Origin of the sequence: Streptomyces sp. AK010 (genome assembly GCF_014207295.1) — a bacterium.
Taxonomy (GTDB): Bacteria; Actinomycetota; Actinomycetes; order Streptomycetales; family Streptomycetaceae; genus Streptomyces; species Streptomyces massasporeus.
The window spans coordinates 52044-77098 of record NZ_JACHCX010000006.1; the positions used below are offsets into that span (position 1 = coordinate 52044).

Genomic DNA, 25055 nt, shown 5'->3' on the forward strand with positions numbered 1-25055 from the left:
GCGGTGCGGGCAGCAACCCGCTGCGGGTCAGCCAGAACGCGGGCCTGAAGGTCGACGCGGTCCTGAACGTCACCGGGGCGAGCACCTTCGCCAACAGCGTCAGCCTCACCAACACCGCCAAGGACCTGACGGTCGCCGGATCGGTGCGCGGTGCGGGCAGCAACCCGCTGCGGGTCAGCCAGAACGCGGGCCTGAAGGTCGACGCGGTCCTGAACGTCACCGGGGCGAGCACCTTCGCCAACAACGTCACCGTCGCCACGGGCAAGACCCTCCGGGCCGCCGGACCGGTTCAGTTCGCCGGTACAGTGCAGGCGTTCGGCCACCCCGCCTACCGACGCTCCTGGACGCAGGGGACCGTGCCGGCCTACAGCAACTGGTTCCTCGCGGACGCCCCCACCGACGGAATCCTGTCCGTACAGGTAAGAGGTCCGAACGGATCCGACATCAGCACCAGTGTGATCGTCTTTACCGACAGCCGCTACAACTACGTCACCCCTCCGGCGCTTCCCGGCATGGCATCGTTCTCGATTCCGCTGCGCAAGGACCAGACATTCTACGTCTACTCAGAAGTGAGCTCTGACATCTGGCGCTATTTCATGACGCTGACCCTGTTCTGGTTCCCGCTCGGCCAGTCCGTCGACCTCCGGGTACGCTCCGCGGGAGCTCCGGCACCGACGGCAGAAACCGCGCAGGAGCCCGGAACCGAGCCTGTCCCGCAGGAGTCTGTTCCGCTGAAAATGCCTGAAGACATTCCTGAGGCATGAATCCGGTAAGCCCAAAAGGGGGCCATGGGATGTTCTCGAAACCCTGACAGGCCCGCCCGGCTGCACCATGTTGCCAGATGCGCGGCGGTTCCGATATCACTGGGGACCGCTTGCGTCCTGAGGATACCGCTTCGCCCGACAGCAAGATCAGGAGCAGCGAACCGCCGGTCGCCGTCCTGCTCGGCGCCGCGCTGGTCGGCACGGCCGACCTCCTGGGCCGCACCGTCATCGCCCCCGCCCAGCTGGGGGCCGGCCTGATGACCGCGGTGATCGGCACGCCGTACTTCCCGCACCTGCTGGTCCGCAGCCGGAGGACGACATGAAGCCCTGAATGGCGCTCAATGGGCCAAGTGCCCCGAAAGTCCCTGTTGTATGGATGCACGCACAACGGGAGCGAGGGAGCATGGCCAACGACATCACGGACTCGGGTCCGCCCCCGCAGGCGAGCCTGAAGCCCAACGCGATCGGGTTCGTCGACGCGCTGGTCATCGGGCTCAACGCGACCTCCCCCGCGTACTCCGTGGCGGCGGTCATCGGCCCGATCGTGGCGCTGGTGGGCATCTACGCCCCCGGGGTGATGCTGGCGTCGTTCGTGCCCATGCTGCTGATCGCATCGGCGTTCTACTACCTCAACAAGGTCGACCAGGACTGCGGCACGACGTTCTCCTGGGTCACCCGCGCCATGGGACCGTGGGCCGGCTGGCTCGGCGGCTGGGCCATCACGATGACGGGCGTCCTGGTCGTCGGGTCGCTCGCGGACGTGGCCGTGACGTTCTTCCTGCTGGCCGTCGGCCTGGACAGCTGGGCCGACAACGACGTGGTGCGCCAGGTGCTGACGGTGCTGCTCATCCTGGTGATGACGGCCGTCTGCGTGATCGGCACCGAGATCTCGGCCAAGGTGCAGAACGTCCTCATCCTGGCCCAGGTCGCCTGCCTGCTCGTCTTCGCCGTGGTGGCGCTCTACCGCGTCTACGCCGACACCGGCACCCTCGACTCCATCGACCCGAAGTTCGACTGGCTCTCCCCGTTCGGAGCCGGCGGGGCGTCACTGACCACGTCCCTGCTGCTGGGCGTGTTCATCTACTGGGGCTGGGAGTCCGCGGTCAACCTCACCGAGGAGGTCGAGGACTCGGCCACCGCCCCCGGCAAGGCGGCCATCTGGTCGACGGTGCTGCTGCTGGTGACCTACATCGCGGTCGCCTACGCGGTCGTGGCCTACGCGGGGACAAACTACCTCGCCGAGAACGCGGCGGAGGAGGAGTTCATCTTCGCCCTGCTCGCCGAGGAGGCCATGGGCGGCTGGGACTGGGTCGTGCTGCTGGCGGTCTCGACGTCCGCCGTCGCCTCCACCCAGACGACGATCATCCCCGCGTCCCGCACGGGCCTGTCCATGGCGCGTCGGCATGCCCTGCCATCGCACTTCGGCCACATCCACCCGCGGTTCCGCACCCCCGACGTGAGCACCTGGTGGGTCGCCGGCATCGCCATCGCCTGGTACCTCGTCCTCTACCACGTCAGCGAGAACGCCCTCTTCGACTCTCTCACCGCCCTGTCCCTGCTGATCGCCTTCTACTACGCGCTCACGGGCCTGGCCTGCGCGGTGTACTACCGCCGCCAACTGACCCGCAGCGCCCGCAACCTCTTCCTGATCGGCCTCGGCCCGCTGATCGGCGCGGGGCTGCTGGCGTGGCTGCTGGTGGAATCCGTGACGGACATGGCCGACCCCGAGAACTCCTACAGCGGCGTCTCATGGTTCGGGCTCGGTCCCCCGCTCGTCATCGGCATCGGCATCGCCGTCGCGGGGTTGGTCCTCATGATCGTGTGGCGGCTGATGGCGCCCGCCTTCTGGTCGGAACACCCGAGCGTGGTCGACCCGGCCCTCGTCGACGGCAAGGAGTCCTGAAGATGTCGGTGGTCCTCGGATACGACGAGTCCCCGGGCGCTTCGCAGGCCCTGCGCGTGGCCATCGAGGTGGCGACCGCCTACGACGAACCCCTGGTGATCGTCTACGGCGTGGCAGCCCCCGGCGTCACGGGCGAGGAGTACGGCGCTCACCACGAGGCCGTGCGCGAGGCAGGCAACACCGCGCTCGGTCATGCGGTCCGGGTGGCCGAGGAGGCCGGTGTCCGGACGTCGGTGGAGCTCATCGACGAGAAGCCGGCGCAGGCCCTGATCGAGGCGGCGGCCCGCCATGGCGCCCGGGTCATCGTGGTGGGCACCTGGGGTGAGAGCCCCGTGCGCGGAGCTCTGCTGGGCTCGACTCCGCACAAGCTGCTGCACCTGTCGAGCGTGCCGGTGCTGTGCGTGCCCGCCGTGTCATGAGCCGTCGGAGCGGCGCCGCGCGAGCGGGGTGAAGACGTACAGGTCGAGGATGTCGGGCAGGGGCGCGACGCCGGGACCGCCCTCACGGACCCAGGAGACGACGTCCTCGGTCGCCGCCGGGTCGTTGACCAGGCCCAGCCACACCGGCCGGCCCCCGGCGGCCCGGCCCGCGGCGGAGGGCTGGACGACAATGACGTTGGCCTGGTCGCAGACGTCGAGGCAGTCGGAGACGCGCACCGGCGCCGCTTCGCGCAGGCGCTCGGTCTGGGCGGCGTGATCGACGCCGGTCACCTTGGGGCTGCCGCAGCAGCAGTCCCGGCAGACGACGACGCGGCAGGGGACCCCTGCGTCCGGCTTCGCGGACATGCCGCACCCTCCCTCTCCAGCCGTTGTGATCATCCTTTCACGCGGGGGTCCGGCCCCGAGGGGTCAGGTCCCGTCCGCGAGCGGGTTGGGCAGCGGCCGGTAGCGGGCGTCGGCGCCGTCCGCGCCCGTCCAGCGCAGCAGCAGGTTGGTCTTGGCGGGCAGGGTCGGTGAGGTGAGCAGGGCGGGGATCTCGGGGAGGTCGTGGCGGGCGAACGCGTGGCGGGCGGCGGGCCAGGGGTCGAAACCGGGGTGCCGTTCGGTGAGGGCGCCGGCGATCTCGAGGAGATGGTTGACGACCAGGCAGTACACGAGCCGCTCCCAGCCGGCCTGGCGCGTCACGTCCGGCAGCAGTTTCACGCCCTCGGCGTCCCGGTACAGCGCCTGCACCGGCAGGCCGTCGGCGTCGACGGCGACCAGGGTGTTCTGCAGGTGGGCCTCGATGACGACGCCGTGCTCGGCGAACGCCGTCAGCGCCGGGGGCACGACCTGGGCCAGATAGGCCTCCCACCAGGCAGCGGGATCGGGGGTCCGGTCGAGCGGGCTGCCGTCGAAGCCCTCGACGAGTCCGGCGGCGAGCAGAGGGGTCGTGCCCGGCAGGAGGTGGTCGCCGAAGCCGTCGCGGACGAGGACGGCGAGGGCCTCGAAGGCGAAGTCGGCGGTGCGGTATCCGCGGTCGCCGAGCCAGGCCGGGGGCCCGTCGAACGCCGCGAAGGCGGCACACACCGCCGCGTCCGTGCGGCGCAGGGCGAGCAGGTCGTGGCGCCACAGCCGACGGATGTCGTTGGTGATGCGCACGTCGAGGCTGAACTTGAGGAAGAGGTCCTGCCGGGGCGCGTAGAGCGTGCGGATCGCGGCCGTGGGCCAGGTGTCGAAGGCGGTCGTGCCGAGCCGGATCAGCCTGCCGTCCGCGAAGGCGGCGGCGAGTTCGGGGGCGGCCAGGTCGAGCTGCCAGGGGTGGGCCGGGAGCAGGCGGTAGCCGGGCGGGGCCGCGCCGAGGGCGTCGAGGGCGGAGGTGTCGCCCTCCTCGACGACGGCGTCCTCACGGAGTCCGAGCAGGGCCATCGGGAAGCGGGCGTGCGCCTCGGGCGCGTACGGCAGCCAGGCGGCGGCCGGCCCGCCGCCGCGCGCCTTGGGGGCCGGGTGGTGGGTGTGACCGGTGAGGAGGGACTGCTCGGAGCGCCGGTAGAGGTCGTCGGGCGGGGTGGCCCGGGCGCGGGCGGCGAGCAGGGCGGCCACGGCCTCCCGGCTGTCGAGCATCTCGGCGGGCAGTTCGTGGTTGGACGACCCGGTGTGCCGGCGCAGTTCCTCGGCGACGAGTTTGACCAGCTCGGTGTGGCCGACGCGGTGCCAGGCGCCCGCCCGGTGGATTTCCGGTTCGGCGGGCCGCCGGGTACCGCGCACCCGCAGCAGGCGGTCCCCGCCGGGCAGCCGGTGGACACGGTGTTCGCCTTCCTGACGCACCGGACGGGCCACCTCCCGCAGCAGACAGTTCAGCAGGGGCACGGCGGCATATGCGTCGGCGAGGGCGCCGATGGCCGGGGTGTCGCCGTGGGCCGAGTCGTCGTCGGCGGGCGGGGGCATGAGGTCCACGCGTTCCACTCGTCCCTACGGTCCTTCCAGCGTTCCGGGCGGAGATGATCAGTATGTCGGTCGTCGCCACCGCACTGTGACATCCCTGTTCGTACCCGCATTCGTACCCGAGGAGCCCGCCCGTGCACCGTCCCCCCACCGCCGAGACCGAGGTCGCCGACGAGCTGTCCGTCGTGCGGCCCGGTCTGCCGGCGCGGTACGAGGCCGAACTGCCCGGCGCCCGGGCGGCCGTGCTGTCCCGGCTGTGGCGCGGTCTCGCCCACGATCCACTGCCCTGGGTCACCCGCCGCGAGCAGGGCGGGGACGGGCTGACGCTGTCCCTGCCGGACGGCCGCCGGCTGCACGGCCCCCGGCCGGATCCCTACGCGACCGGCGCGTACGTCACCGTCGTACGGCTGGACGAGAGGGCCTACGAGGATCCGGCGCGGCTGATGACCGACCTCGCCGTACCGCACTCCGCCTCCTTCGCCGCCGAACTCGGGCACAGCGTCGCCTCGTTGGCACTGTCGAGAGCGGGGCAGGAGGGCGCTCGGGGCGACTGGCCGGAGTGCGACTGGGAGTGGGAGCAGCGGATCGTCGACGGGCATCCGTTCCATCCGACGTGCCGGTCCCGGCCGGGCTTCTCGGTGGCCGAGCAGCTCGCCTACGGGCCCGAGCACCGGCCGGTCGTGGAGCTGGGGCTGGTGCCGGTGCGGGCGGAGGAGTGCCTGGTCACGGGCGTGTGGCCGGATGAGCTGCGGGACGGGGGGCGGGTGGTGCTGCCGGTGCATCCGTGGCAGGCGGCGCATGTGCTGAAGCGGACGTGCGAGGAGCGGACTCCCGCGCATCCGCTGATGTCCCTGCGGACGCTGGCGCTGCCCGGCGGACCTCATGTGAAGACCTCTCTGAGCGCCCGGCTGACGTCCTCGGTGCGGGACATCTCCCTGCCCTCGGTCGCCGCGTCGGCGATGCTGTCGGACTTCGCGGGGGTGCCCGCGGCGCGCATGGACGGCCTGCTGCACGTCACCCGCACGCTGGGCGCGGCGGCGGCCGGTTCCCCGGACTTCGCGGCCGTCCTGCGGGAGTCCCCGCAGACGTACGCGGGCAGCGGTGAGCGGGTCCTGCCGGTGGCGGCGCTCGCCACCACGGACCTGCCCGGCTCTCCCGCCTGGATGGCCGGTTTCACCCGGCTCGCCCTCACCGTCGGGCTGCGGCTGCTGGAGCTGGGCGTGGCGCTGGAAGCACACGGTCAGAACCTCCTGGTGGTTCTCTCCACGACGGGCGAGCCGCTGCGGCTGGTCTACCGCGACCTGGCCGACATCCGTGTCAGCCCGGCCCGCCTCGCCCGGCACGGCATCACGGTGCCCGAGCTGCCCGCCCGTATGGTCACCGACGACGAACGCGCGCTGCGCCGCAAGCTGTTCGGCTCGCTCGTGGCGGGCGCGCTGGCCGGCACGGCCGGCTCGGGCCCGGCACTCGCGGCGGCGCTGGAGACGGCCGCACGGGACCTGCCGCGCACCCCCGACCTCGCGGCGCTGTGCGCCGATCCGCTGCCCGCGAAGGCACTGACGCTGATGCGGCTCTCGCCGCAGACGCCCGGGGACCAGTGGGCGCAATTGCCCAATCCGCTGCGGTGAACCGGCGTTTTGGATCCGGAGCGGGGTGATCACTAGGATCCGGCGATGATCATAAGAACACGGCTGGCGGCAGGGGTCTGTACCCTGCTCGCCGCGCTGACGGCCGGGCTCGCCTTCCCGGCCGGGGCGGCCGCCGGTGAACCCACGGGCCAAGACGCCCCCAAGGTCGACCTCGTCCTCGATGTGAGCGGCTCGATGCGGGCGCGGGACATCGACGGCCAGTCGCGCATGGCCGCCGCCAAGCAGGCGTTCAACGAAGTGCTCGACGCGACGCCGGAGGAGGTCGAGCTCGGCATCCGCACCCTCGGCGCCGACTACCCGGGGGACGACCGGAAGACGGGCTGCAAGGACACCGCGCAGCTCTACCCGGTCGGCCCGCTCGACCGCACCGAGGCCAAGACGGCCGTCGCCACGCTCACCCCGACGGGCTGGACGCCGATCGGCCCGGCCCTGCTGAAGGCGGCCGGCGACCTGGACGGCGGTGACGGTTCCAAGCGCATCGTGCTGATCAGCGACGGCGAGGACACCTGCGCCCCGCTCGACCCGTGCGAGGTGGCCCGCGAGATCGCGGCCAAGGGCATCGGCCTGACCATCGACACCCTGGGCCTGGTCCCGACGGCCAAGCTGAGCCGGCAGTTGAGCTGCATCGCCGAGGCCACCGGCGGCACCTACACCTCGGTCGAGCACCAGGACGAACTCACCGACCGGGTGAACCAGTTGGTGGACCGGGCGGCCGATCCGGTGGTGACGCCGGTGGCGACCGAGGGGACGGACCGGTGCGCCGGGGCGCCGACGCTGAAGTCGGGCCTGTACACCGATCGCGAGGGGTTCGGGCAGCAGCGCTTCTACCGGGTGGACGTGCGGCCGGGGCAGGAGCTGCGCGCCGCGGTGAGCGTCGCGGCGGACCGGGCCGTGAACCCCGGCTACGGCGTGCTGATGCGGGCGGTGACGTCCAAGGGCCGCGAGATCGTGCGCGGTGAGGCGGCGGGCAACGGCCGTACGGACGTGATCTCGACGGGTCTGCGCTACCCGAAGGCCGAGAGCGACGACGAGGACGCTCCCGCGGAGGCGGTCTGCCTCGCCGTCTCGCACTCCTTCTCGGCGGCCTCCGGCGTGAAGGCCACGCCCGGTCTGCCGCTGGAGCTGACGGTGGACGTCGTGGACGCCCCGAGCCAGGCGGGCGACGTGGCCGCCTTCGGCCTCGGCCGCGGCTGGTGGCTGCTCGGCGTGCTGATCCTCACCGGCTTCCTCGCCGGTCTCGTCTGGGGCTGGCTGTCGCGCTGGCGGGTCGCGGTCTGGAGGACCAACTGATGCGATTGGCACGAGCGTTGAGCGTGGCGTTGCTGGCCCTCGGCCTGGCGGCCGCCCCGGCCGCGGCCGACGCCTCACCTAGTGAGTCGCCGGACGACTCCCCGGCCCCCACACAGGCCGGCACGTCGTTCCGTACGGCCACGGAGATCGAGCAGGGGCAGCAGGCCACGGCGAGCGGCTCGACGGGCGACTACCTGTACTGGTCGTTCCCCGCCGACACCGGGCAGCGTCCCACGGTCGAGGCGACGGTGAAGCTGCCGGAGAGCCACGCCCAGCAGACCTGGCAGATCGACGTCTACGACGGTCTGCGCCGCCGTCAGGCGTGCCAGTACGGGGCGCAGACGCGCACCGCCGCGGCGGACACGTCCTCCGTGGAGCTGGCCTGCGTGCTGCGCACGGTCCGTGCCTGGTCGGAGCCGTGGGCCAACGACCCGCTGCCGGGCACCTACTACGTCCGGCTGACCGCCACCGGCGTCGCCACCGCCGACCTCGGTCTCCCGGTCGGCAGCGAGGTGCGGGTGGACTCCAAGGACATCGGCGGATCCGCTGCGGTGGACGGCTCACTGGCCGAGCCTCTGGTGCCGGGCGTCGCCACGAAGCCCGAGGAGGAGCAGGAGAACGCGGCGGTGCTGGCCGGTCTCGAACCCGAGGACGGCTGGGCGTCCGGCTGGTGGTCGGACCGGTGGGTGTGGACCGGGATCGGCGGGATCCTGGCCGCCCTCGCGGGAGTCGGCGGGTATGCGCTGACGCGCGGGACGGGACGGCCGTCCCGGGTGCCGCCGGGAGCCTGACCGGCCCTCACCCGACCCGTCCCTGATCGGTCACCACCTGATCATCTCTCAGAAGGCCCGCCTCGTGCGGGCCTTCCCTCACTCCTCGCGCAGCGCCTTGGCCAGCGTGCCCTCGCCGCTCACCTCGACCCGGCCCTCCCCCACGGCCCGGGCCAGACTCAGCTCCCCCCGGCCGAGAGCCGTGCACGTGGCGGTGTCCAGGACCAGCCGGGCGTCCGGCTCCCCCGGAGCGGGCCCGTCGCCGTACACGGGCCCCTCCTCGGCACCGGCGTGCAGATGGAACAGGCCTTCCTCCAGGCGGACTTCGACGAGCCCCTCGCCGTCGAGCAGGCGCAGCAGCGGCAGGGCGAACCAATGGGCCCGGACCGCGTCCGTCGGCCGGCGTTCCCCGAGTTCGGCCTGCCCCCACTCCCCCAGCGCCTGCAGCACAGGCAGCAACTCACGTCCCCGGGGTGTGACTTCGTACACATACGCCGCACCGGGGGGCGGCAGCCGGCGCCGGGTCGCGAGGCCGTCGCGCTCCATGTCCTTCAGTCGCGAGGCGAGGACGTCGGTGCTGACGCCGGGCAGGTCCGCGTGCAGGTCGGTGTAGCGCCGGGGACCGGCGAGGAGCTCCCGGACGATCAGCAGGGTCCAGCGGTCACCGACGACGTCGAGCGCACGGGCGGCGGAGCAGTACTGGTCGTAGCTTCGGCGAGGTGGCATGCGACGCAGTCTAGACAAGTTGTTGGACTTTCCAAGCGTGCACTTGGTAAAACCAAGCAACACAGTCGGCAGAGGGGAAGCGGAGCATGGAGTTCCGGCAGTCGAGCAAGCTCAGCGAGGTCTGCTACGAGATCCGCGGCCCGGTCATCGAGCACGCCAACGCCCTGGAGGAGGCGGGCCACAGCGTGCTGCGCCTGAACACCGGCAATCCCGCGCTCTTCGGTTTCGAGGCCCCGGAGGAGATCCTCCAGGACATGATCCGGATGCTGCCCCAGGCGCACGGCTACACCGATTCGCGCGGCATCCTCTCCGCCCGCCGGGCCGTGGCCCAGCGCTACCAGAGCCTCGGCCTGGAGGTCGGCGTCGACGACGTCTTCCTCGGCAACGGCGTCTCGGAACTGGTGTCGATGGCCGTGCAGGCGCTCATCGAGGACGGCGACGAGATCCTTGTCCCCGCGCCGGACTTCCCCCTGTGGACGGCGGTGACGACCCTGGCGGGCGGCAAGGCGGTCCACTACCTGTGCGACGAACAGGCCGACTGGTACCCCGACCTCGACGACATGGCGTCGAAGATCACCGACCGCACGAAGGCGGTCGTGATCATCAACCCCAACAACCCCACCGGCGCGGTCTACCCCAAGGAGATCGTCGAGGGCATCCTCGACCTCGCCCGACGGCACGGCCTCATGGTCTTCGCCGACGAGATCTACGACCAGATCCTCTACGACGACGCCGTCCACCACTCGGCCGCGGCCCTCGCCCCCGACCTGGTGGTCCTCACCTTCTGCGGCCTGTCCAAGACCTACCGCGTGGCGGGCTTCCGCTCCGGCTGGCTGGTGGTCACCGGTCCGCGGCAGCACGCCAAGGACTACCTGGAGGGCCTCACCATGCTGGCCTCCATGCGCCTGTGCGCCAACGCGCCCGCGCAGTACGCCATCCAGGCCGCGCTCGGCGGCCGGCAGTCCATCCGCGAGCTGACCGCGCCGGGCGGCCGGCTGCACGAACAGCGCACCGTGGCCTGGGAGAAGCTGAACGAGATCCCCGGTGTGACGTGTGTGAAGCCGAAGGGCTCGCTCTACGCCTTCCCGCGCCTCGACCCCAAGGTCCACAAGATCCACGACGACGAGAAGTTCGTCCTGGACCTGCTGCTGCGGGAGAAGATCCAGGTCGTCCAGGGCACCGGCTTCAACTGGCCGACGCCGGACCACTTCCGCATCCTGACGCTGCCCCACGCGGAGGACCTGGAGGCGGCGATCGGCCGGATCGGGCGGTTCCTCGGCGGATACCGGCAGTAGGCGCAGAGCGTTTCCCGGACTCCGCGGGGACGGCCGGAAAGGGTCTTTGAGCCGGATGGCGGCCGAGCGCAGGGCGTGAGCGCCGCGCAGGAGGGAACGTCGTCCTCGGCCCTTCCCCCAGGCAGGAGCGGAGACGAGTGATGGCCACCACGCAAGGTGAAGCCCGGGTCGGCACCCCACGACCGGCGGACCTCCGGTTGCCGGGCATCGTGCTCGGGGTCGGGATGGGCGGGTTCGCCGACGGCATCCTGCTGCACCAGCTACTGCAGTGGCACCACATGCTCTCCAGTACCAACCAGGACCGCATCGGGGTGAAGTACTACAACCCCCACACCGTCTCCGGTCTGGAGATGAACACCCTGTGGGACGGCGTCTTCCACACCGTGTGCTGGCTCGCGGTCCTGCTCGGGCTGTCCGTGCTGTACGCGCGGGTCACCCACGAGCGGCGGCGGGTGTGGACCTCCCGGGTGCTGTGGGGCTGGATGCTCGTCGGCTGGGGCCTGTTCAACCTCGTGGAGGGCGTGCTGGACCACCACGTGCTCGGCATCCACCACGTCTACGCCGGCGAGGGCCAGGTGTGGTGGGACATCGGCTTCCTCGTCCTGGGCGCCCTGCTGGTCACCGGCGGCCACCTGCTCCAGCGCAGCGGCCGGTCCGTCGACCCCGGTGCGGCCACCGGCCGGCATGAGGGCCTGCACGGCTGATGGGTCACCACCTGCATGAGCACGGGCACGACGCGGGCGGCGCCACCCCGGACTGGCTGCCGCCGGCGCTCCTGCTGCTCGCCGCCTTTGGTGCCTACCTGCTGCTCGCGCACCGGGCGCGCCGGCGCAATCCGGTCCTCGGCTGGAGCCGGTGGCGGACCGGCTGGTTCCTGGGCGGGATCCTCCTGCTCGGCGCCGCGCTGCTGCCGCCCGTGGCCCCCTTCGCCCACGAGGACTTCCGCGGGCACATGGTCCAGCACCTCCTCATCGGCATGTACGCGCCGCTCGCACTGGTCCTGGCCGCCCCGGTCACGCTCCTGCTGCGCACCCTGCCCCCGTCGCGGGGCCGGCGCCTGACCGCGGTGCTGCACAGTCCGCCCGCCCGCGTGATCGCCCACCCGGCGGTCGGGCTGGCGCTCTCCACGGCCGGCCTCGCGGTGCTCTACTTCACCCCCCTGTACAACGCGATCACGGCCGACCCGGCGGCGCACTGGCTGCTGCACGCGCACTTCCTGCTCTCCGGATGCCTGTTCGCCTACGCCATCGCCGGCCCCGACCCGGCCCCCGCCCGGCCGGGTGTCAGGGCCCGGCTGGTCTACCTGGGCGTCGCGATCGCGGCGCACGCCGTGATCTCCCAGTTGATGTACGGCGGTTTCCGGGCCGACATCCACGCGCCGATCGACGAGGTGCGGGGCGGCGCCGAGATCATGTACTACGGCGGCGACCTGGCCGAGTTGCTGCTGGCCGCGGCGTTGGTGGCCACCTGGCGGCCCGAGCCCCGGCGCGCGGCGGGCCGGGGAGCGAGGCGGGGAGTTGTCCCGGCCCGGAATGTCAGTGGCGGGTCGTAGCCTTCGATCAGGTGGGGCGTCGAGCAGGTGGGGCGTCGAGCCCCGGGGCCCGTCGCCGGCCGGAGAGGAGCACGCCGTGACCCGACCGCCGACCGTCGCGCAGCGGCGTGTCATCGACACCGCCGACCCCGTCACCGGGCGGCTCCGGGGCCCGGAGTCGCAGCTCACGGCGCTGGTGAAGCGGGGTCTCGCCTTCCGTCACCCCCGGCCGCCGCACGATCACTTCCTGACGCCGGAGGGGCACCGGGTGCGGCAGGGCATCACGCAGGCGCCCGAGCCGGACGGGCCCGGGGGAGCGCCCGCCTCGACCGGGGTGTTCGCCGCCCGCGTCGGCGGCGAGGAGGCCGCCGTGGATGCCGGGCCCGCCAGGCGCCGAGAGGTGCACAGCGCCTGGCAGGGGCTGCTGGAGCTGCGCCGGATGACCAACCCGGGCGGGGACGTGGACCGGCCGTGCGGCTGGGAGCGCGCGCATCTGGTGCGGGCCGCCGCGCTGGCGCTGGAGGCGGCCGGGCACGGTCCGGCGGGGCGGGAGGGCCCGGGGTATCGCGTGCGGGAGACCCCGCAGCCGGAGGCCGTCGCCGTCCACGAGCCGGACGGCGAGGCGCTGCGGGCCTGCGCGGCCACCCTGGAAGGGGCAGGCTGGCAGGTGAGCGAGCACCGCGAGCCGCGCGGCGGGACCCGGTATCTGCTGGCTTCACCACGCCGGGCGTGATGAGCATGCCAAGATCGGTGGATCGTTGCGCAGTGCACGAGAGTCCGGTGTGAGAGATCCGGCGCGAGAAGGGAAAGCCGTGAGCAAGCCGTTTTCCGTCCCTGTGACCGTCCGTGGATACGAGACCGACGTCCAGGGCCACCTCAACCAGGCGGTGTACCTGAACTACGCGGAGCACGCCCGCTGGTCGCTGCTCCACGCCGCCGGGATCAGCCAGTCCGCGCTCGTCGGCAGCGGCGTGGGTCCGGTCGCCCTGGAGACGACCATCCGCTACAAACGCGAGCTGCTCGCGGGCGACGAGGTCGAGGTGACCTGCGCGTTCGAGTGGGACGGCGGCAAGACGTTCCGGATCGAGCAGAGCGTCCTGAAGGCCGACGGCACGGTCGCCGCCGAGATCACGGCGCTCGGCGGCATCCTGGACCTGGAGAAGCGCAGACTGGTCGCCGACCCCGCCGAGGTCTTCAAGGAACTGGCGTCGGACCCGGGCCTGTTCGGGCTCTAGGAGTGTCCTGAAGATCTTGGAATTGCGCCCGGCTTGCACCGGTTCGCAGCGATGGGCATTTACCGGCAATCCGGGGCGATCCCGGCGGCCGGAGTGAGATCTTCATCGGCTTCCAGAGCGCCTCGGCCACCCCGGCCATCAGCCACAGCACCGCGGGGACCGGCAGCGGTCCGCGCCGGGCGACGGCGTCGGTCAGGGAGGGGCCGGGCGCGTACAGCGTGGCCGACCAGGGCGGCGTGCCGTCCGCGTCGGCGTCGATCAGCTCGGCGGTGTAGGCACCTCTGACCCGCCGGGCCGCGTCCACCTCCCGGCGGAACCGGCGCCGGAAGGCCGGGTCGTCGGCCAGTTCCGGCCGCACCACTTTGATCACCACCGGCCGGCCGCCCTGCGTGTGCGACAGGTACAACCGGCCCCTGCCGCCCGCGACGAGCCGGGCGGCGAGACGGTGTCCGGCCACCATGGGAGGGTCGTCCCCCTGTAGCGGCTGGAACACCTCGGTCGCGTGGTTCAACGGCCCGTCTCCCCTTGTCCCCTGACCCCCCGGTCAACAAGGAGCTGACCGGGGCAGCAGCCTAAGGGGTCCTTTCACTATGAGCGTCCGATCAGGGCGCGTGGTCTGGTGCCGTGCGTCGCAAGGCGCCGGGAAGCCCTCGTAGCGGAGCTACTAGGGCTTTTCGGCAACGCGGCGAGGTGCGGTGCCAGGCCGCGCGACCCGGACGGGCATAGTGAAAGGACCCCTAAGCGGAGTCCGGTGGGGTCAGGACGCGGCCGGAGCCTTGGGGGCGTTCGTGAGCTCCTCGCCCGCCTCCATCGGGTGGGTCACGTCGTGGGCGTCGCGGCCGCCCCGGCCCAGGTGGTTGAAGACCAGGTTCAGCAGGACCGCGGCCACACAGCCCGTCGAGATGCCGGAGTCCAGGACGATCCTCGCCGTCTCCGGGAAGGCGTGGTAGAACTCCGGCGCCGTGATGGGGATGATGCCGACGGCCAGGGAGACGGCCACGATCAGGACGTTGTTGTCCTTGTCCAAGGAGGCCCGGACGAGGGTCTGGATGCCGCTGGCGGCGACCGAGCCGAACAGGACCACGCCCGCCCCGCCGAGTACCGGGCGTGGTACGACGGCGATCAGCGAGGCCGCCATCGGGCACAGGCCCATCAGCACCAGGAAGCCGCCGCCCGTGGCGACGACGTACCGGCTGCGGATCTTCGTCATGGCGACCAGACCGATGTTCTGCGCGAAGGCACTGCACATGAAGCCGTTGAAGAGAGGGCTGACCGCCGAGCCGAGGGTGTCGGCGCGCAGGCCGGCCGCGATGGTCTTCTCGTCCGCCGGGCGCTCGACGATCTCGCCCAACGCCAGCATGTCGGCGGTCGATTCGGTCATCGACACCACCATCACCACGCACATCGAGATGATCGCGGCGAGCTGGAACTGCGGGGCGCCGAAGTGGAACGGCGTGGGAAAGCCGATGACGGCCGCGTCCGCGACGGGGCCGAAGTCCGTGACGCCGAACGGGATCGCGATGAGCGTGCCGATCACCAGGCCGAGCAGCACGGCGATCTGCTTGACGAAGCCCCTGGTGAAGCGGCGCAGCAGCAGCACGATCAGCAGGGTGATCGCGGCCAGTGCGAGGTTGGTCGCGGAGCCGTGGTCGTGCGCCGCCGGGTCGGGGCCCTGCGCCCAGCCGAAGGCGACGGGGAGCAGCGATATGCCGATCAGGGTGATGACCGTGCCGGTGACCACGGGCGGGAAGAAGCGGATCGCCTTGCAGAAGACGGGGGCGGCCAGGAAGCCCAGGAGCCCGGCGACGATGACCGCGCCGAAGATGATGGGCAGGGCGTCGGACTTGTCCTCGGTGGAGGCGACGATCGCGGTCATCGGGGCGACACCGGCGAAGGTGACGCCGTTGACGAACGGCAGCCGGGCGCCGATCTTCCAGATGCCGAGGGTCTGCAGGAAGGTGGCGAGGCCCGCGGTGAAAAGGCAGGCGCCGGTGAGGAAGGTCAGGTCGGTGGCGGTGAGGCCGATGGCCGCGCCGACGATCAGGGGCGGGGCGACGACGCCCGCGTACATGGCGGCCACGTGCTGCAGGCCGGTCGTCGCCATCTTGAGCGCGGGGAGTTTTTCGTCAACGGGGTGGTCGGCCACAGCGGCGTCCCTCCGGTCGGTTACACGGCCGCGCGGATGCGGCCGTGGGTGTCAGGGAGGTGGTGCGGGCGGGCTGGGGCGGTACCTCCCTGCTCGAGCGAAGCCGAGAGCTTGGGGGAGGGACCGGACATGCGGCGGACGGTGGTGGCCGTTCCGGGGCGCGCGCGTGGACGCGCGCGCCCCGGAGACGACCGCCGTGGTCCCCGCTCGGGTCCACGGCCACCGGCCGGGAGCCGTCCCTCCCGGCCGGAGTCATCCGGGTGTTCAGGCCTCGGCGGCGATCTTCGCCAGGCGCCGGGCCTCGTCCCGCGTGGCGCGGGCGATGGCGTCCTCGTCGGCGGTGAGCAGCCGCCCGTCCTCGACGATCTGCCGGCCGTTCACGAAGGACGCGGTGACCGGGGCGGCCGCGCCGAAGACCAGGGCGGTCACCGGGTCGGCGATGGAGGCGTGGGCGAGGGTGTCCAGCTTCCACAGCACGAGGTCGGCGAGCTTGCCGGGCTCCAGGGAGCCGGTCTCGGCGGCCCGGCCGAGGACCTGGGCGCCGCCGTACGTGCCGAGGCGCAGGGCCTGACGGGCGTTCAGGGCGGCTTCCCGATGGGCGCCGAGGCGGTTGATGAGGAGGGCGTTGCGCAGCTCGGTGTGGAGTTCGCCGGACTCGTTGGAGGCGGTGCCGTCGACGCCGAGGCCGACGGGGACGCCGGCCGCGAGCATGTCGGGGACGCGGGCGATTCCGGCGGCGAGGCGGGCGTTGGAGGACGGGCAGTGCGCGACGCCGGTGCGGGACCGGGCGAAGGCGGCGATGTCGGAGTCGTTCATGTGGACGCAGTGCGCCATCCACACGTCCTCGCCGAGCCAGCCGGTGGACTCGAAGTAGTCGGTCGGGCCCATGCCGAACAGTTCGTGGCAGAACTTCTCCTCCTCCACGGTCTCCGAGCCGTGGGTGTGCAGCCGGACGCCGAGGCGGCGGGCCAGCTGGGCGCCGTCGCGCAGCAGTTCGGTGGAGACGGAGAAGGGCGAGCAGGGCGCGACGGCGACCTGGGTCATGGCGTCGAAGGAGGAGTCGTGGTGCTGCCGCACGGTCTCCTCGGTGGCCGCGAGCGCACCGTCGAGGGTCTCCACGGCGAAGTCCGGGGGCAGGCCGCCGTCCTTCTCGCTGCGGTCCATGGAGCCACGGGCGAGGGTGAAGCGGACGCCCATGTCGCGGGCGGCGCCGATGATCGCGCCGGAGAGGTCGCCGGAGCCCTGTGGGAAGACGTAGTGGTGGTCCATGGCGGTGGTGACGCCGCCGCGGGCCATCATCGCGAGCGAGCCCTGGGCCGCCGCGCGGACCATCGGCTCGTCGATGCGCGCCCAGGTGGGGTACAGCGCGACGAGCCAGTCGAAGAGGTTGTGGTCCGTGGCCAGGCCCCGGGTGATCCACTGGTAGAAGTGGTGGTGGGTGTTGATCAGGCCGGGGGTCACGAGGTGGCCGGAGGCGTCGATGCGGCGGGCGACGTTCTCCAGGCCGTCGGGGGCCCTGCCCGCGCCGAGCGACTCGATGCGGTTGCCGGCGAGGACGACGTGCCCGGAGGCGTACTCGGTGTCGTGTCCGTCGACGGTCGCGATCGCACAGTTCTCGATGACGATGCGCCGGTCTGCTGCCATGGTTCGTCCTTTGCGCTGTGGTGGAGAGGGCACGGCAGGACCCCGGAAGTTTTGAGTGCCGTGGCCGGGAGAAGGGTTCCCCGGCCACGGGTGCCGAAAGAGGGAACCTCAGAGGTTGGTGAGGTCCACGGGGATCTTCGCCTCGCAGCCGTCCCTGAGGACCGTCGCCTCGATCAGGCCGTAGGGGCGGTCGGCGGCGAAGTAGACAGCTCCGTCGGCGGTATCGTTCTTCAGCCCGAACGGCTCCAGGTCCACCAGGAAGTGGTGCTTGTTCGGGAGGGAGAAGCGGACCTCGTCGATCTCGCTGCGGTTGTCGATGATGCGCGAACCCATTTGGTACAGGGTCTGCTGAAGCGAGAGCGAGTAGGTCTCGGCGAAGGCCTGGAGCATGTGCTTCTTCACCTGCTCGTAGGACTTCTCCCAGTGGGGCATGCGCTGCTCGTCGTCGGTCCAGTTGAAGCGCCAGCGGCCGGAGACCTCGGTGGCCAGGATGCGGTCGTAGGCCTCCTTCAGGGTCGTGTACTTGTCCTTGACATAGCCCCAGAACTCGGAGTTGGTCGAGTTCATCACGACGAGGTCCTTCAGGCCGGAGACGACCTCCCAGCGCTCACCGTCGTAGGTGATCTGGGTGAGCCGTGTCTCCTGGCCCTTGCGGACGAAGGAGTGCTTGACCTCGTCGGCGCCGATGAACTGAGAGTTGGCGTCGGAGGCCTCGATCCGCTCCCAGGCGTACTCCTCGATGCGGATCCGGGCCGTCTTGATCGGCTCCTGCGAGGTCACGAAGTGCCGGGCGAGGTGGATGCCGAACTGCTCGGCGGACTCGATGCCGTGCTCCTTGGCGAACGCGTACACCGTGTTCTTGGTGGTGTCGGTCGGCAGGACGTGGGCGTTCGAGCCGGAGTAGTGGACCTCGTCCATGTCGCCGGAGAGCGCGACCGAGACGTTGAGGTCCTTGATGTGGTGGGTGGCGCCGTCCCGCGTGATCTTTACGACTCGGTTCTCGGCCTTGCCGTACTGGTTCTGTCCCAGGATCGTGGGCATCTCTAGCTAGCTCCCTCGGTATACGGAGTAGCCGAACGGGTTGAGCAGCAGCGGTACGTGGTAGTGCTCACCGGGCTCTACGGCGAAGGTGATCGCTACCTCGGGAAAGAACGCACCACTGTCCCGATTCGCGGGGGCGTCCTGCTGCGCATCGGCTTGCTGGTTCGCGGATTTCTCGAAGTACGGCTCGACGGCGAAGTCGAGCCGTACGTGGGTGGTGCCCTCCGGCAGCGCCGGGAGGACCTTGCACCGGCCGTCCGCGTCGGTGGCGGAGCCGCCGAGCGCCTGCCAGTCCGCCGTGCGCCCGGCGCGGGCGGAGAGCTGGACGGCGACGCCCTCGGCGGGGCGGCCGACGCTGGTGTCCAGGATGTGCGTGGACACGGATGCGGTGGTGCTGGTGCTCATGGTCGGGCGTCCTCTTCAGTCGTCTTCGACGAGGCGGGCGAGCCGGATACGGTTGATCTTCCCCAGTTCGGTGCGGACGATCTCCCGCTCCCGCTCCGGTGTGTTGCCGATCCGCTCCCTGACCGCGTCGCGCATCTGCTCGCCGGTCCGGCCGGTGGCGCAGATCAGGAAGACATGGCCGAACCTCTCCTGGTAGGCGAGGTTCAGCTCCAGCATCTCCGCCTTGAGTGCGTCGGAGGCGCCGGCCATGCCGCGCTGCTCCCGGGCCGAGGTGGGGTCACCGGGCTTGGGGCGGCCGATGGGCGGGTGGCCGGCCATCGCCTCGTCGAGGTCCGCGGCCGTCAGCTCCGCCATGGCGGCGTCGCTCGCGGCGTACAGGTCCTCGGCGGTGGCGTAGGGGCGGGTGGCCAGCAGGCGTTTCGCCCACGCCGTGGAGGCGCACGCCTCGTGGAGCGCGGCGTGGGCCGCGTGCTCCTCGAGGGTGTTGAACCGGGCCAGGCCCGGTGGCGTGGAAGTGGAAGTCACGGGAGCCTCCGTGGCCGGATTCGGCCTTCGTGCTGAACGGGCGTGCCGATAGCTAACGCCCTCCCGCGACAGCACGTCAACAGTTTGTTGAAAATTCGGTGGCGCGAAACCGGACCGTGCGGCGCGCTGCGGTCAGGCCCCCTTCTCGCGGTTGAGGTAGTTGTAGACGGTGAAGCGGCTGACGCCGAGGGCGCTCGCCACGGTCTCCACCCCGTGCCGTACGGAGAAGGCGCCCCGCGCCTCGAGCATCCGTACGACCTCCTGCTTGGCCCTGCGGTCCAGATCGGCCAGCGGCATGCCCTTGCGGCGCTCCATGGCGGCCAGGATGTGATCGAGGGAGTCGGCGAGCTGGGGCAGCCGTACGGCGACGGCGTCCCTGCCCTCCCAGGCCAGGACGACGTCGTCGGGGCCGGCCTCGTCGGGCGGGATCATCTCGCCGCCCATGGCGTCGACCAGGGGCTTGACGGCCGCGATGAACGGCTCGCCCCCCGCGCCGCTCACGCCTCGCCCTCCTCGACCACGTTGACCTGGAGCGAGACCCGGGTGGCACCGGCCTCCAGAGCCTTGCGGAGCAGGGCGTCCACGGCGGCGAGCACCGCGTCGGCACCGCCCTGCGCGGTGTTGCCGAACGGGCCCACGTCCACGGCGTCCAGCTCGGCGGCCTCCACGACCTCGCGGGCCACCACCGCGTGCGCGGGCGCCTCGTCCAGGTCGAACGGCTCGGTCGTGAACTCCACTCTCAGTCGCACGCGCTCAACCTAACGCGCGGGACGGACTTTGCGGCAGCCCCTCTTGACAGCCCTCGCACCCCACAGGCAGTCTTCCGTTAAGCAGAAATATGATTCCGCAATACGGAATACTAGGCTGCTGAAGGCAAGCACCGCAGAAGACAAGGAAGGGAGCGCCGCCCCGATGGGATTCGCGGACCAGCGCTTCAACGTCAACCTGTCGATCCTCTTCACGGAGCTCCCCCTCCTGGAGCGCCCCGCGGCCGCCGCCGCGGCGGGCTTCACCGCGGCCGAGCTGTGGTGGCCCTGGGTCGACTCGCCGGTCCCCGAGCCGTCCGAGCTCGACGCCCTCAAGCGCGCGATCGAGGAGGCCGGCGTCCAGCTCACCGGCCTGAACCTCTACGCCGGACAGCTCCCGGGCCCGGACCGCGGCGCCCTGTCGATCCCGGGTGAGGAGTCGGAGCGGTTCCGAGCCAACATCGACGTGGCCGCCGACTTCGCCGCCTCCCTGGGCTGCACGGCGCTCAACGCGCTGTACGGCAACCGCGTCGAGGGCGTGGACCCGGCCGAGCAGGACGCTCTCGCCCTGGAGAACCTGGTCCTCGCGGCCCGGGCCGCCGACCGGATCGGCGCGATCCTGCTGATCGAGGCGCTGAACCGGCCCGAGTCCCCGCTGTACCCGCTGGTGTCGGCCCCGGCGGCCGTGACCGTCGTCGACCGGGTCAACGAGGCGACGGGGCTGGGCAACGCCCGCTTCCTCATGGACCTCTACCACCTGTCCATGAACGGCGAGGACCTCCCCGCGGTGATCGAGCGGTTCGCCTCGGGGACCGGGCACGTGCAGATCGCCGACAACCCGGGCCGCGGCGCGCCGGGGACCGGCTCGCTGCCCCTCGAAGACCTTCTCGACCAGCTGAAGAAGGCGGGCTACGACGGCTGGGTCGGCCTCGAGTACAAGCCGGGCGACCGCCCGAGCGCCGAGGCCTTCGACTGGCTGGCCCGCTGACCCCCGTACCGAAAGGCACCCCGTCATGAGCAACCTTCCCAAGATCGCCTGGATCGGCCTCGGCATCATGGGCTCCCCCATGTCCGAGAACCTGATCAAGGCGGGCTACCAGGTCACCGGCTTCACGCTGGAACAGGACAAGCTGGACCGGCTGGCCGCCGCCGGTGGCACCGCGGCCGGTTCGATCGCCGAGGCCGTGAAGGACGCCGACGTCGTCATCACGATGGTCCCGGCCTCCCCGCAGGTGGAGGCCATCGCCTACGGCCCGGACGGCATCCTGGAGAACGCGCGGTCCGGCGCGCTGCTGATCGACATGTCCTCGATCACCCCGCAGACCTCGGTCGACCTGGCGGAGGCGGCGAAGGACAAGGGCATCCGCGTCCTGGACGCCCCGGTGTCCGGCGGTGAGGCCGGCGCCGTCGAGGCCGTGCTGTCCATCATGGTCGGCGGCGAGCAGGCCGACTTCGACACCGCGAAGCCGATCCTCGAGGCGCTCGGCAAGACCAACGTGCTGTGCGGTCCGCACGGCTCCGGCCAGACCGTGAAGGCCGCCAACCAGCTGATCGTCGCCGTGAACATCCAGGCGTGCGCCGAGGCCGTGGTGTTCCTGGAGAAGTCCGGCGTGGACCTGAAGGCGGCCCTGGACGTCCTGAACGGCGGGCTCGCCGGCTCGACCGTGCTGACCCGCAAGAAGGACAACTTCCTCGGCCGGGACTTCAGACCGGGCTTCCGGGTCGACCTGCACCACAAGGACATGGGCATCGTCACCGACGCCGCCCGCAACGTCGGCGCGGCCCTGCCCGTCGGCGCCGTGGTCGCCCAGCTGGTCGCGTCCCTGCGTGCGCAGGGCGACGGCGGCCTCGACCACTCGGCGTTGCTGCGGGCCGTGGAGCGGCTCTCCGGCGCCCAGGTCTGACCCTCCCCCGACCCTCGTGCCCCCGAGGGTCCCCGATCCCCGGGCGGCACCGCCGCTGACACCTGTCCTGTCGCGCCCAAAGGGGCGGCGCCGCCCGGAACCAGCCATGCCCACCGTTTCAACAAACCGTTGCGGAGGAGGCGGTTCGCGCCCTGCGCGAGGACTGAACTCCCTGACCGTGTCCGACCGCCCGGGGCGGCCCGGATGAGGGGTGGTCCCCCGGGCACGGACACGGTCAGGGCGCGGACCGCGGCGGCTGCGAGCCAGTGCGGTGGTGAAGGGCCCGGACCGGCTTCTCGACCTGAGGGAAACCGGCCCCGGAGCCCGTCGCACCCGCCGCGGTCCCAGCACCACCCACCCCTCTCTCCCCCCAGACCCCGTCCGGCGGCGCGAACGTCCTGTCGCGCCCAGCCTCGCGCCGCCGGACGGCCAGCCTCACGCTCCCTGCACCGGTCCGTCTCCGGCGAGGGAGCGTTCGGCGTTGTCCGCGAGTTCCCCGTACGTCAGCACCTCGACCCTCTGCGGCTGCTGGTGCCGCGGTTCACCCTGCGGGCGGGTCTGGTCCGCCGGGCCGAGGCGGGCCGCGCGGCCCTCCTCAAGGACTCGCCGCGCGGTACGAACGGCGGTGGCGGCGCCTTCCTTTCCTGCGGCGGGGGCGGTGCAGGGGGAGGCGGCGAGTGAGGTGGCCGGCGCCCCTCGAGGGGGCCGGGAACGCGTGAGGGGCGGCCCGTCCTCCCGGACGGGCCGCCCCTCCTGCCGCGTGGGTCTCAGACCTGCAGCGGTTTGATCGACGTCGGCGCGTGGCCCGGCTCCGTGGCGATCTCCTCGAACTCCACGACGTTGCCGATGTCGTTGGTCGTCGACATGGAGATGTCGGTGACGCGCTCCAGGATCGCCTCGACGACGACCGGGACCCGGTGCTCCGCGGCCAGCTTCTTGGCCTGCTCGAAGGCGTCGCCCAGCTCGGCGGGGTCGGTGACGCGGATCGCCTTGCAGCCGAGGCCCTCGGCGACCTTCACGTGGTCGACGCCGTAGACGCCGAGCTCGGGCGAGTTGAGGTTCTCGAACTCCAGGTTGACCTGGAAGTCGATCTCGAACGCCCGCTGCGCCTGCCGGATCAGGCCCAGGTAGGAGTTGTTCACCAGGACGTGGACGTAGGGGATCCGGTGCTGCGCGCCGACGGCGAGTTCCTCCAGCATGAACTGGAAGTCGTAGTCACCGGAGAGCGCGACGACGGACGCCTCCGGGTCGGCCTTGGCGACGCCGAGCGCGGCCGGGATGGTCCAGCCGAGCGGTCCGGCCTGGCCGCAGTTGATCCAGTGCCGGGGCCGGTAGACGTGCAGCATCTGGGCGCCGGCGATCTGCGAGAGGCCGATGGTGGAGACGTACCGGGTTTCCGGGCCGAAGGCCTTGTTCATCTCCTCGTAGACGCGCTGCGGCTTGATCGGGATGTCGTCGAAGTGCGTACGGCGCTGGAGGGTCGCCTTGCGCTCCTGCGCGGCCTCGGCCCACTCGGAACGGTCGGGCAGCCTGCCGTCCGCCTTCAGCTCGTGGGCGACCTCGACGAACAGCTCCAGGGCGGCCTTGGCGTCGGAGGCGATGCCGTAGTCCGGGGCGAAGATCTTGCCGATCTGGGTGGGCTCGATGTCGACGTGCACGAACGTCCGCCCGGCCGTGTAGACGTCGAGCTTGCCGGTGTGGCGGTTGGCCCAGCGGTTTCCGATGCCGAGGACGAAGTCGGACTGCAGGAAGGTCGCGTTGCCGTAGCGGTGCGAGGTCTGCAGGCCCACCATGCCGGCGTTCAGCTCGTGGTCGTCGGGCAGCAGGCCCCAGCCCATCAGGGTCGGGACGACCGGAGTGCCCGTCAGTTCGGCGAACTCGACGAGGAGTTCGGCGGCGTCGGCGTTGATGATGCCGCCGCCCGCGACGATCAGCGGCCGCTCGGACGCGTTCAGCATCCCGATGGCCTTCTCGATCTGGGCGCGCGACGCGGCGGGCTTGTAGACCGGGAGCGGCTCGTACGTCTCCGGGTCGAACTCGATCTCCGTCAGCTGGACGTCGATCGGCAGGTCGATGAGGACCGGGCCGGGGCGGCCGGAGCGCATCAGGTGGAAGGCCTGCTGGAAGACGCCCGGGACCTGCGCGGCCTCCAGCACCGTGACGGCCATCTTCGTGACCGGCTTGGCGATGGAGGCGATGTCGACGGCCTGGAAGTCCTCCTTGTGGATCACGGCGGTCGGGGCCTGGCCCGTGATGCACAGGATCGGGATGGAGTCACCGATCGCGGAGTACAGGCCCGTGATCATGTCGGTGCCGGCCGGGCCCGAGGTGCCGATGCAGACACCGATGTTGCCCGGATGGGTGCGGGTGTAGCCCTCGGCCATGTGCGAGGCGCCCTCGACGTGCCGGGCGAGGGTGTGGGCGATGCCGCCGGAGGCTTTGAGCGCCGCGTAGAACGGGTTGATCGCCGCGCCGGGGACACCGAACGCGTCGGCGACGCCCTCACGCTTGAGGATCTCAACTGCCGCGCGGGCAGCGGTCATTCGAGCCATCGAGTACTCCTGCTTCGGCTGTCGGATTCGCACTCCCGTCGCGCCCCGCGGTGAGCTCTTCCGTATTGCGGAAATTGTTTTCTACTATCTGGAATGAATGTATGTGGGGTGGGTGAAGGGCGTCAAGAGACGGCAAGCGCCGGACAGGGCGGGGCCGAAGGGAGCACGATGGGCACGCTGTCCCGATACGACACGGTTCTGGAGTGGACATGGCCGAGACCGTTCCGGTGCGCTGCCCGGCCTGCCGCCGCGAGCACCGCTACAGGGCACCGGCGTACCCCTGCGCGTGCGGCGCGCCGGTCGCCCCGCGCCTGGACCGCGACGGCTCGGCGACGCCCGTCTCACACCGGGTCTGGCAGGACGACTGGGTGACGGTGCGGTGCGGCTCCTGCGGGCGGCGCGGGCAGTGGCCGCGCCCGGAGGTGGGGTGCACGTGCGGGGTGGTGCTGCGGGTGGCGGTGGTGGCGGAACGGGGTGCGACGGGGCGGGACGCCGCGGGTGACGGGAGCGGAACGGCAGCCGCCCAGAGCCCGGAGACCGACCGGGACGGCACGGCAGTCGCCCAG

Annotated in this window: 24 protein-coding genes and 3 pseudogenes; 15 read left to right on the forward strand and 12 right to left on the reverse strand. The window is 71.5% G+C overall.

All coding sequences use genetic code 11. The features are described from left to right. From HDC93_RS13605 to HDC93_RS13620, 4 genes and pseudogenes are all read left to right on the forward strand, one after another. Positions 1 to 764: hypothetical protein (locus HDC93_RS13605; protein ID WP_185010519.1), on the forward strand; the 764-nt coding region annotated here is incomplete at its 5' end. Between the two features lie 164 nt (positions 765 to 928). After that, positions 929 to 1087: pseudogene (locus HDC93_RS13610) on the forward strand (iron chelate uptake ABC transporter family permease subunit); the annotation flags it as partial. A gap of 80 nt (positions 1088 to 1167) precedes the next feature. After that, a complete protein-coding gene (locus HDC93_RS13615; protein ID WP_185010521.1) occupies positions 1168 to 2667 on the forward strand; it encodes an APC family permease in 1500 nt (499 codons plus the stop codon). A 2-nt stretch (positions 2668 to 2669) separates the two neighbouring features. Then, positions 2670 to 3086 carry a universal stress protein gene (locus HDC93_RS13620; RefSeq protein ID WP_185010522.1) on the forward strand — a complete coding sequence of 139 codons (417 nt, stop codon included), beginning with the start codon at positions 2670 to 2672 and terminating at the stop codon, positions 3084 to 3086. Here the strand turns inward: HDC93_RS13620 and HDC93_RS13625 are convergent. Together HDC93_RS13625 and HDC93_RS13630 are read right to left on the reverse strand one after the other, a co-directional pair. Further along, the gene (locus tag HDC93_RS13625) at positions 3081 to 3452 is read right to left on the reverse strand and encodes a (2Fe-2S) ferredoxin domain-containing protein (protein WP_185010524.1); all 372 of its coding nucleotides are present in this window, start codon (positions 3450 to 3452) and stop codon (positions 3081 to 3083) included. The two genes, HDC93_RS13620 and HDC93_RS13625, sit on opposite strands and share 6 nt — an antisense overlap. 63 nt (positions 3453 to 3515) lie before the next feature. Next, positions 3516 to 5051: an IucA/IucC family protein gene (locus HDC93_RS13630; protein ID WP_398984943.1), complete on the reverse strand. Its 1536-nt coding sequence runs from the start codon at positions 5049 to 5051 to the stop codon at positions 3516 to 3518. Positions 5052 to 5164: 113 nt separating this feature from the next. Between HDC93_RS13630 and HDC93_RS13635 the strand changes: the two genes are divergently transcribed. From HDC93_RS13635 to HDC93_RS13645, 3 genes are read left to right on the forward strand one after another with little or no spacing between them, the layout of a single operon-like run. Then, complete coding sequence (locus HDC93_RS13635; protein ID WP_185010526.1) at positions 5165 to 6658, forward strand: IucA/IucC family protein; 1494 nt, start codon at positions 5165 to 5167, stop codon at positions 6656 to 6658. 45 nt (positions 6659 to 6703) lie between these two features. Then, positions 6704 to 7969 carry a VWA domain-containing protein gene (locus tag HDC93_RS13640; protein WP_185010528.1) on the forward strand — a complete coding sequence of 422 codons (1266 nt, stop codon included), beginning with the start codon at positions 6704 to 6706 and terminating at the stop codon, positions 7967 to 7969. Next, on the forward strand, positions 7969 to 8760 hold the full coding sequence (locus tag HDC93_RS13645; RefSeq protein ID WP_185010530.1) for a hypothetical protein: 792 nt from the start codon (positions 7969 to 7971) through the stop codon (positions 8758 to 8760). The genes HDC93_RS13640 and HDC93_RS13645 overlap by 1 nt, the downstream gene beginning before the upstream one ends. A 78-nt stretch (positions 8761 to 8838) precedes the next feature. On the opposite strand, the gene HDC93_RS13650 is transcribed toward HDC93_RS13645, so the two are convergent. After that, positions 8839 to 9465 carry a helix-turn-helix domain-containing protein gene (locus HDC93_RS13650; protein ID WP_185010532.1) on the reverse strand — a complete coding sequence of 209 codons (627 nt, stop codon included), beginning with the start codon at positions 9463 to 9465 and terminating at the stop codon, positions 8839 to 8841. Between the two features lie 86 nt (positions 9466 to 9551). Between HDC93_RS13650 and HDC93_RS13655 the strand changes: the two genes are divergently transcribed. The 5 genes from HDC93_RS13655 (at position 9552) to HDC93_RS13675 (ending at position 13526) form a co-directional block, all read left to right on the forward strand. Next, positions 9552 to 10760, forward strand: coding sequence for a pyridoxal phosphate-dependent aminotransferase (locus tag HDC93_RS13655; protein ID WP_185010533.1), 1209 nt, complete (start codon positions 9552 to 9554; stop codon positions 10758 to 10760). Positions 10761 to 10900: 140 nt separating this feature from the next. Next, a complete protein-coding gene (locus HDC93_RS13660; RefSeq protein ID WP_185010534.1) occupies positions 10901 to 11464 on the forward strand; it encodes a DUF2243 domain-containing protein in 564 nt (187 codons plus the stop codon). Continuing rightward, complete coding sequence (locus tag HDC93_RS13665; protein ID WP_185010535.1) at positions 11464 to 12312, forward strand: cytochrome c oxidase assembly protein; 849 nt, start codon at positions 11464 to 11466, stop codon at positions 12310 to 12312. Before HDC93_RS13660 ends, HDC93_RS13665 begins: the two co-directional genes overlap by 1 nt. Before the next feature lie 76 nt (positions 12313 to 12388). Further along, positions 12389 to 13024, forward strand: a complete 636-nt coding sequence (locus HDC93_RS13670) for a hypothetical protein (protein WP_185010537.1) — start codon at positions 12389 to 12391, stop codon at positions 13022 to 13024. A 79-nt stretch (positions 13025 to 13103) separates the two neighbouring features. Continuing rightward, a complete protein-coding gene (locus HDC93_RS13675) occupies positions 13104 to 13526 on the forward strand; it encodes a thioesterase family protein (protein ID WP_185010538.1) in 423 nt (140 codons plus the stop codon). A 115-nt stretch (positions 13527 to 13641) separates the two neighbouring features. Here HDC93_RS13675 and HDC93_RS13680 read toward each other — a convergent pair. The 8 genes and pseudogenes from HDC93_RS13680 to HDC93_RS13715 all read right to left on the reverse strand — a co-directional run. After that, a pseudogene (locus HDC93_RS13680) lies at positions 13642 to 14037 on the reverse strand (serine/threonine protein kinase); the annotation flags it as partial. Positions 14038 to 14283: 246 nt separating this feature from the next. Next, positions 14284 to 15672, reverse strand: coding sequence for a nucleobase:cation symporter-2 family protein (locus tag HDC93_RS13685; protein WP_185010540.1), 1389 nt, complete (start codon positions 15670 to 15672; stop codon positions 14284 to 14286). A 264-nt stretch (positions 15673 to 15936) separates the two neighbouring features. Further along, positions 15937 to 17316: an 8-oxoguanine deaminase gene (locus tag HDC93_RS13690; protein ID WP_185010542.1), complete on the reverse strand. Its 1380-nt coding sequence runs from the start codon at positions 17314 to 17316 to the stop codon at positions 15937 to 15939. A 108-nt stretch (positions 17317 to 17424) separates the two neighbouring features. After that, complete coding sequence (pucL, locus tag HDC93_RS13695) at positions 17425 to 18357, reverse strand: factor-independent urate hydroxylase (RefSeq protein ID WP_185010544.1); 933 nt, start codon at positions 18355 to 18357, stop codon at positions 17425 to 17427. Positions 18358 to 18363: 6 nt separating this feature from the next. Beyond that, on the reverse strand, positions 18364 to 18762 hold the full coding sequence (gene uraH, locus HDC93_RS13700; protein ID WP_185010552.1) for a hydroxyisourate hydrolase: 399 nt from the start codon (positions 18760 to 18762) through the stop codon (positions 18364 to 18366). A gap of 15 nt (positions 18763 to 18777) precedes the next feature. After that, a complete protein-coding gene (gene uraD / locus HDC93_RS13705; protein WP_031109882.1) occupies positions 18778 to 19287 on the reverse strand; it encodes a 2-oxo-4-hydroxy-4-carboxy-5-ureidoimidazoline decarboxylase in 510 nt (169 codons plus the stop codon). A gap of 132 nt (positions 19288 to 19419) precedes the next feature. Beyond that, on the reverse strand, positions 19420 to 19788 hold the full coding sequence (locus HDC93_RS13710; RefSeq protein WP_185010554.1) for a helix-turn-helix domain-containing protein: 369 nt from the start codon (positions 19786 to 19788) through the stop codon (positions 19420 to 19422). Further along, positions 19785 to 20036 (reverse strand): hypothetical protein, encoded by a 252-nt coding sequence (locus tag HDC93_RS13715; RefSeq protein ID WP_185010556.1) that lies wholly within the window; start codon positions 20034 to 20036, stop codon positions 19785 to 19787. The genes HDC93_RS13710 and HDC93_RS13715 overlap by 4 nt, the downstream gene beginning before the upstream one ends. Before the next feature lie 163 nt (positions 20037 to 20199). Here HDC93_RS13715 and HDC93_RS13720 point away from each other — a divergent pair, with 163 nt between their 5' ends. Next, positions 20200 to 21021 carry a TIM barrel protein gene (locus tag HDC93_RS13720; protein WP_185010558.1) on the forward strand — a complete coding sequence of 274 codons (822 nt, stop codon included), beginning with the start codon at positions 20200 to 20202 and terminating at the stop codon, positions 21019 to 21021. A gap of 25 nt (positions 21022 to 21046) precedes the next feature. Beyond that, positions 21047 to 21937, forward strand: coding sequence for a 2-hydroxy-3-oxopropionate reductase (locus HDC93_RS13725; RefSeq protein ID WP_185010560.1), 891 nt, complete (start codon positions 21047 to 21049; stop codon positions 21935 to 21937). A 767-nt stretch (positions 21938 to 22704) separates the two neighbouring features. Here HDC93_RS13725 and gcl read toward each other — a convergent pair. Next, positions 22705 to 24489, reverse strand: coding sequence for a glyoxylate carboligase (gene gcl, locus HDC93_RS13730; RefSeq protein WP_185010562.1), 1785 nt, complete (start codon positions 24487 to 24489; stop codon positions 22705 to 22707). A gap of 209 nt (positions 24490 to 24698) precedes the next feature. On the opposite strand from gcl, the pseudogene HDC93_RS13735 reads away from it, so the two are divergent. Next, a pseudogene (locus HDC93_RS13735) lies at positions 24699 to 25055 on the forward strand (hypothetical protein); the annotation flags it as partial.